Annotated in this window: 8 protein-coding genes; 3 read left to right on the top strand and 5 right to left on the bottom strand. The window is 65.3% G+C overall.

From position 1 onward, the window contains the following. From AC1DN9_RS29780 to AC1DN9_RS29770, 3 genes are all read right to left on the bottom strand, one after another. On the bottom strand, positions 1-805 hold an 805-nt coding region (locus AC1DN9_RS29780; RefSeq protein ID WP_478105974.1), incomplete at its 3' end, for a DUF1329 domain-containing protein. A 34-nt stretch (positions 806-839) separates the two neighbouring features. After that, positions 840-2,675, bottom strand: coding sequence for a DUF1302 domain-containing protein (locus AC1DN9_RS29775; RefSeq protein ID WP_478105973.1), 1,836 nt, complete (start codon positions 2,673-2,675; stop codon positions 840-842). A 392-nt stretch (positions 2,676-3,067) separates the two neighbouring features. Then, complete coding sequence (locus AC1DN9_RS29770) at positions 3,068-3,982, bottom strand: LysR family transcriptional regulator (protein ID WP_478105972.1); 915 nt, start codon at positions 3,980-3,982, stop codon at positions 3,068-3,070. Positions 3,983-4,212: 230 nt separating this feature from the next. Here AC1DN9_RS29770 and AC1DN9_RS29765 point away from each other — a divergent pair, with 230 nt between their 5' ends. After that, positions 4,213-4,683 carry an Ohr family peroxiredoxin gene (locus tag AC1DN9_RS29765; RefSeq protein ID WP_478105971.1) on the top strand — a complete coding sequence of 157 codons (471 nt, stop codon included), beginning with the start codon at positions 4,213-4,215 and terminating at the stop codon, positions 4,681-4,683. Positions 4,684-4,767: 84 nt separating this feature from the next. Further along, positions 4,768-5,517 (top strand): SDR family NAD(P)-dependent oxidoreductase, encoded by a 750-nt coding sequence (locus AC1DN9_RS29760; RefSeq protein WP_478105970.1) that lies wholly within the window; start codon positions 4,768-4,770, stop codon positions 5,515-5,517. Here AC1DN9_RS29760 and AC1DN9_RS29755 read toward each other — a convergent pair. Next, positions 5,485-5,916, bottom strand: coding sequence for a hypothetical protein (locus AC1DN9_RS29755; RefSeq protein WP_478105969.1), 432 nt, complete (start codon positions 5,914-5,916; stop codon positions 5,485-5,487). The two genes, AC1DN9_RS29760 and AC1DN9_RS29755, sit on opposite strands and share 33 nt — an antisense overlap. Before the next feature lie 85 nt (positions 5,917-6,001). Between AC1DN9_RS29755 and AC1DN9_RS29750 the strand changes: the two genes are divergently transcribed. Then, positions 6,002-6,808, top strand: a complete 807-nt coding sequence (locus AC1DN9_RS29750) for a transglutaminase-like domain-containing protein (RefSeq protein ID WP_478105968.1) — start codon at positions 6,002-6,004, stop codon at positions 6,806-6,808. A gap of 40 nt (positions 6,809-6,848) precedes the next feature. Here the strand turns inward: AC1DN9_RS29750 and AC1DN9_RS29745 are convergent. Beyond that, on the bottom strand, positions 6,849-7,002 hold a 154-nt coding region (locus AC1DN9_RS29745), incomplete at its 5' end, for an integrase core domain-containing protein (RefSeq protein ID WP_478105975.1).

Genomic DNA, 7,002 nt, shown 5'->3' with positions numbered 1-7,002 from the left:
GTGCGAGCTTCACGCGGCGCTGGCCGGGCAGGTACTGCCAGGCGCGGCGGCCGTTCTTCATCGGGTTGATGTAGTCCTGCGCGAGCAGCGCTTCACCCGCTCGGCGTGCCGGCGCGGTGTAGGCGATCTTGGTGCGGAAGTAGATGTCGTTGTCCGCCGATGCGCCCGTGCGCTTGGGGTCGTAGTACGGGTAGTCCATGTAGATCTGGCCCGTGGTGGCGAGCACAGCCTTGCCCGACGCGTCGACATTGATGGAGTCGTACTGGGTGAAGTAGCTCTGGCCCGTGAAGCGCAGCAGGTGGTTCCACATCACTTCGTTGCCGGTCTTGGGGATCGGGAACGGAATGCCCGCGAAGGTGCCTTCGAGGCCGAGGCCGTCATCGGTGGTCTTCACGGCGGTGGCGTTCTTCACCGTGTTCTCGAGCACGTACTTGGGGAAGGCCATCGAGCGGTGCGAGGGGTACACGTCCACGCGCATGGTCGGGTGCTTCTTCAGCAGCTCCTTGGTGCCGGCGGTGAGCTTGCCTTCGTACTGCGCCATGTTCTGCGCGGTGATCGCGTAGAGGGGCTTCTCGGCGGCGTAGGGGTCAGGGCGAATGCCCGAGCCTTTCTCGTAGCCGGCCGGCGGCGTGGTGAGGCCGCCGGTGTACTCTGGGATCGACTTGTCGGCGTTGCCTGCGCGTTCTGCACCGGTTTGCGTGAGGGTGGTGCCGAGCTTCTTCGCTTCGTCGGCCGAAACGGCGGCCAGGGTGGACTGGGCGGCGAGCGCGATCAGCGCGCCAGCCCAGAGGGGGCGGGTGTTCATGGGTTTGTCTCCGTTGTGGTTGAGGTTGGACGACTCAAAAGGTCGCCTTGAACGTAAACAGCACATGCCCGCGGTCGGACAGGCTGGCGTAGGTGCCGTTCGGCACGTTCATCGCGCCGGTGGCCGTGGTGCTGTAGTCGCCGTAGAAGCCGACGTACCGCAGCGCGATGTTGTATTTGGCACGGACGTCGGCGGCGATGCCGATACCGTAGGTGCCGGCGTTCTTGTTGCCGCCCGAGAGCACGGCCGAGTTGCCCGACAGCCCGCCCGACCAGCTCAGCGGCAGCGAGATGTCCACGCTCGGGAACACCTGGTACCAGGTGGGCGTGAAGTTCAGGCCCAGGCCGAAGTAGTCCTTGCTGACCGCGTCGACGTTCGCGGGGTTGGCCGCGTAGAGCGCGCTGCCCTTGAAGGCACCGGGGTTCTGCGTGACGCTGAGCCAGCGATTCCACACCAGTTCGGCATTCCAGGTGGCGCTGTCGAAGAGCGCGGTCTTCGAGACGGTGCCCAGCAGATTGAACACACCGTGCATGGTGTCGCCGCGAGCGCCGGGCGCATCGTTGCCGAGTTGCGCGAGTTGTGCGAGCGAGATGGCGCCGGTGGCCGGGTTGACCAGCGGTGCGGGCAACACCTGCACGGGCACGCTCTGCAGCGACATGTTGCGGCGGTAGCTCAGTTCCCCGCCAAAGCTCAGGCCGCCGACGCTCTTGGACAGGCTCAGGCCATAGATGTCGATGTCGCGCCCGTAGAAAGCCTGGTACTGGCCGACATAGCCGGCCTGGATCTGGGGCAGTGTGGCCGCGCCTGGATTGATGTAGCAGGTGCTCGGGCCGATGGGGCGCAGTCCGGCGCGCGTGCAGGCCGCTGCGGGCACGCCCGCGGCGACAGCGGGCATGAGGGCGAGCTGCGGCTGGATGTCTGCCGTGCGGCGGCCATAGAGGCCGGCGGTACCGTCCAGCCACTCCGGGCTCCAGCGCGCCGACAAGCCGAAGTCGCCGGTCTTGTTCGGATCACCGCTCGTGGCTTGTAGCAGTCGCTGGCCGGGTCCGGCGATCAGCGATTCGCCGCCGTGCAGCAAGGCATCGTTCACCGTCAGGTAGCTGCCCGACTCCGGATAGCGCACGCTCTCCCAGTCGAAGAAAGTCTGTGCCGACAGAGACAGGTCGGGCCTCGGCTGCACCTGCAGGGTGGCCGAGTTGCGTGGGCGGTAGATCTCCTTGGCCTCGATGCCGGGCGTGGCGAGCGCCTTCCACAGGTCCAGTGAGTACTGGCCGTAGGAGATGCCGTGGATGGCGCCGCCACCGAGCAGGCTCTCGCCCCAGTAGACAGTGGTCTTGCCCAGCCGCAGGCCGACGTTCGTGTCGCCGAAGTCCATGTTGCCGAAGACGAAGGCGTCCAGCAGTTCGCCCGAAGGGCCCTTGGCGTAGCGGCTGGTGTAGGGCGACAGGATGCCGGCCGTCGGCAGGCCATAGGACAGCGTGTTGGCGGTGGCGTTGCTGTGGTTGTCCAGGCTGTTGTAGGCGCCGTCGGCCCAGGCCGCGCCGCTCAGGCGGAAGCCGTACTTCTTGTCGACCACCAGGTCCATCTCGCTGAGCAGGTCCAGGCGGTTGGCGATCAGCGAGTGGTTGTTGAAATTGCGGTCGCCGTCATCGAAGTTGGGGTTGCCGAGGATCGCCTTGTCCTGGCCCTGCACCCGCTGGCCGAGGTTGTAGCGCAAGGTGTTGTCCCAGCGCAGGACGATATCCGGATTGCCGGTGTCGATCTCCATCGAAAGCGCTGACGTGCTCATGGCGAGCAAGGCCAAGGCAGCGCTGGAAACCGCAGTGCGGCGATAAGTGGCGAGGGAGCGCAGCGAAGCAGAAATGAACACAGAATCGTCTCGTGAAAAGTTCTTTGTGGTGCCGGGACTTCCTTCGTCAGGATGAGTGCGTCAGGGGTGCCCGGCTTTGTTCTTCCATCAGCCGACCGCGGGATGACCCGTCACGCCCTAGTGCGGCACGAGTCGTTTCCGTGCGGGAAACTGAACGCTCATTCTGTTGAGCGCGTGCTTCCGTCGCCGGTCTTTGAAGTCAAATCGGTGGTCTCGCCGAGCATCGTTGGCGCAGCGGCCGGGGGCTACCTGCCACCCCGCGGACATTCATAGCGCCTTGATCCGGCGCCAGAGCCTCGCTCGGGCGGGGGCTGCCAGGTTGGCGGCGATTGACTGGGGTCAGGTTCTCATCGGTTCGTTGCGCAGGAGCTGCTGCAGACGTTTGTGTCCTCTCACCGTCGACGGGCGGAACCGTACGGCGCGAACACCTCCACCGTCCAGTCGACAAAGGCACGCAGCTTGGCGCTCGGGTGCCGGCTGGACGGGTAGGCTACCGACACGGGCATCGGCGGCGGTTCCCAGTCGACCAGCAACTCGACCAGCGCGCCGCTCTCGACGTGCGGCTGCGCCATGAAGGCAAAGGTCTGCGCCATGCCGAGCCCGGCCAGCAGCGCCGTCAGGTGGGCCGTGCTTTCGTTGACCGCGATGACGGCATGCCCATTGATTTCGATGCGCTCGTCGCCGCGCTCGTAGCGCGGCGGAATGTAGCGCCCCGTGCGCGACGAGAAATAGCTCACCACCCGGTGCCCATCGAGCAGGTCGGCCGGCGTCGCGGGCACACCGTGGCGCTTCAGGTAGTCGGGCGTCGCGCAGGTCATGTAGGGCATCTGCGCGACGCGGCGGGCCACCAGCGACGGATCGCTCAGCACGCCGCCGCGGAGCACGCAATCCACCCCTTCGCCGATCAGGTGGACCGGCCGGTCGCCCACGCCGAGCTCGAGCAGGATGTCGGGGTGGCGCGCGTGGAACGCCGGCAGCCTGGGAATCAGGATTCGGTTGGCCAGCGAAGAGCCGATGTCCACACGCAGACGGCCTCTGGGGCTGGCCTGTGCATTCGTGACATCGGCCTCTATGTCGTCGATCTCGGCCAGCACCCGCGAGATGCGCTCGTAGTAGGCCGCGCCCTCCGGCGTCACCGTGACACGCCGCGTCGTACGCTGCAGCAGCCTCACACCCAAGTGGCTCTCAAGTTGCTGGACCAGCTTGGTCACGCTGGGCTTTGGCATCTGCAGCAAGTCGGCCGCCCGCGTGAAGGTGCCGGCTTCGACGACCCGGGCGAACACACGCATAGCTGCGATCTGGTCCATCGCCGAATTATTAGCGAAGTGGAAATAAACATGTCCCGTCCACCATCTTGGTCAGCGCAGGGTCCGACCCGACACTTCATGCCATCGCCACTCACCACTTCTCTTTCCTCCTCCTTCCATCCGTTCCCGGCAAGCGATCCACGCCCTATCGCGATGCCAACGGCGCACGGCGCATACAAGCGACCGAGCTCCTCGATGACAGGGCTAACCAAACCGAAAAGGAATCCGAAATGACCACCAAAATCCAAACCGTGCTGATGACGGGCAAGACCCATACGACGGCCAGCCGCCGTGAGGGCGCCCCGCGCGGCGATGAGCGCGTCGACATCCAGATGTCGACTCCTGGCAAGGCCGGCAATGAAATCGTGCTCAAGGCGATCCAGTTGCATCCGACCGCGGAGCAGCTGTTCGCCGGCGCTTGGTCGGCGTGTTACACGGGCGCACTAGGCGTCGCAGCCAAGGCGAAGAAGGTGGCGCTGCCCTCCGACATGTCAGTCGACATCGAAGTGGATCTCGGCCAGACCCGCGACGCGTACTTCATCCAGGCGCGGATCGATGTGCGCATGCCCGGCGTCGCACTCGACGTGGCAGAGGCCATCGCGCGTGCAGCGCATGAGATGTGCCCCTATTCGAAGGCCGTTCACGGCAACATCGACGTCGCCACGAATGTCGTTGCTGCCGCGGACGCCGTGGCAGCGTAGTACCTCGGCCTCCTCATGAACCGAGCCTCGCTGTCGACTCGACAGCGAGTGCTCCCATCACAACCCACCTTCCCGGAGAACTGCATGTCCAAGCCCCTCGCCAACAAAGTCGCCCTCGTCACCGGCGGTTCACGCGGCATCGGTGCCGCTATCGCGCGCCGCTTGGCGCGCGACGGCGCCGATGTCGCCATCAGCTATTCGGCCTCCGCCGACCGTGCCGAGGCGCTGGTCAAGGAACTGAAGGGTCTTGGCGCGCGTGCCGCAGCCTTTCAGGCCGACCAAGCCGACCCACTGCAAGTCGAAGCGCTGGTGAACAATGCCGCGCGGCGTTTCGGCAAGCTCGACATCCTCGTCAACAACGCCGGCGTGTTCGTGGTCGGTCAGGTCGGCGCGCCCGACAGCGACGTCGCCGCCTTGGAACGTCAGTTCGCTATCAACGTCGGCGGGGTGGCCGCCGCCGTGCGCGCCGCAGTGCCGCTCATCAGCGACAACGGCCGCATCATCTCGATTGGCTCCGCCGCCGCCGATCGCACGCCCTGGCCGGGTGTTGCCGACTATTCGGCGACGAAGGCAGCAGTGTCCGCCTACACCCGCGGCTGGGCGCGCGACCTCGCCCCGCGCAGCATCACCGTCAACACCGTGCAGCCAGGCTCGATCGACACAGAGATGAACCCGCAGGACGGCGACTTCGCCGCCGCGCAGAAGGCCGCCATTCCGCTCGGCCGCTATGGCCGGCCCGAAGAGATCGCGGCGGCGGTAGCCTTCCTCGCAAGCCCCGACGCCAGCTTCATCACGGGCATTTCACTCGACGTTGACGGAGGCGCTGCGGCGTGATCGCGGGCAAAACGGAGCGAGCTCTTTGGGCTCTATGGCTTTAGGCTTTTTTTCCCAGCACGAATTGACTCGGGACTTCTTCTTCCGCAGGAGTTGGCCGAGTCGTGTCTGCGGCGACGTCGGCATCGCGCGCTTGCCGGTGCGATAGGCATCGCGCTGCGCCTCCAGCGCTGCGGCCAATGCGGCGACGCTGGCGCTGTCATAGCGCCAGATACCCGTCACCGCGAAATGTGCTGCCTTCGGCGACACCACGATGTCCCGGGCGCCGATGCTCTGCAGGATTTCCGACCGGGCTTCGGCCAGCAAAGCCTCGCGTCCGACGAAGTCCGCGATGGCGCGGCTGAGTTCGATGCCGATAGTATGGATCGATGAGTTGCACTCGGCGATGAAGCTGACCACCTCCGCACGAGCAGCGGCGAGGACATCTTGTGAACCAATCCGAGCAGTCCCTGCGGAAGTGCGAATCAAGGCGCATCATGGGCGGATGAATATCCAGCTCGGTTTTGAAATCGCCTACCAGTTTCCCCAGGCGACGCCGATGATCCTGACCCTCAGCATTCATTACTCGCGCGCCTCGGATCTCCTGCGCCCGGACCATCTGCTCACGAAGCCGGCCGTGCCCACCACTGCGTACCGCGATCTGTTTGGCAACTGGTGCACTCGCCTGGTCGCACCCGCGGGCCGCTTTGTGCTGAGTACGGATACCGTGATCCACGACAGCGGCGCGCTGGACATCGTCGTGCCCTCGGCGCCGCAGACGCCGGTGGAGTACCTGCCCGAGTCCACTTTGCTCTACCTGCTTGGTAGCCGCTACTGCGAAACCGACCTGCTGTCCGATTTTGCCTGGCAGCGCTTTGGGACCGGACCGACCGGCTGGGGCCGCGTACAGGCGGTCTGCGATTTCGTGCACAAGCACATCGAGTTCGGCTACCAGCACGCCCGGCGCACCCGTTCGGCCTTTGAAGCCTTCAAGGAAGGGCAAGGCGTGTGCCGCGACTATGCGCACCTGGCGATCACCCTATGCCGCTGCCTGAACATTCCGGCCCGTTATTGCACCGGCTACCTCGGCGATGTCGGGACCCTGCCGCCTTACGGCACGATGGACTTTGCGGGTTGGTTCGAGGCTTTCCTGGGTGACCGCTGGTACACCTTCGATGCGCGCAACAACGTGCCCCGCATCGGCCGCGTGCTGATTGCGCAGGGGCGCGACGCCAGCGACGTGGCGTTGTCAAGCACCTTCGGCCCCAACGAGCTGGACGGATTCAAGGTCTGGTGCGACGAGGTCCAGTGATTGAAAAAGGATTTTGGCGCATACTGCCAAGGTTGGTGCGCTAGCTGTGAAGCGTCAAGAGGTTATTTCTTGACGAGCTGAGTCTGGACATGGGCACCATGCCGCCGATGCCACTGTGGGGTCGGTGCCAGTTGTAGTGATGCTGCCAGCTCGCCAAGGCGAGCGTTCGCTGGGCAGAGTTCTGGTAGGTCCAT

It is taken from the genome of Variovorax sp. 05L425, from assembly GCF_056397705.1.
Note: the sequence above shows the minus strand (reverse complement) of the source record. Positions and strands in the feature narration are given on the sequence as shown.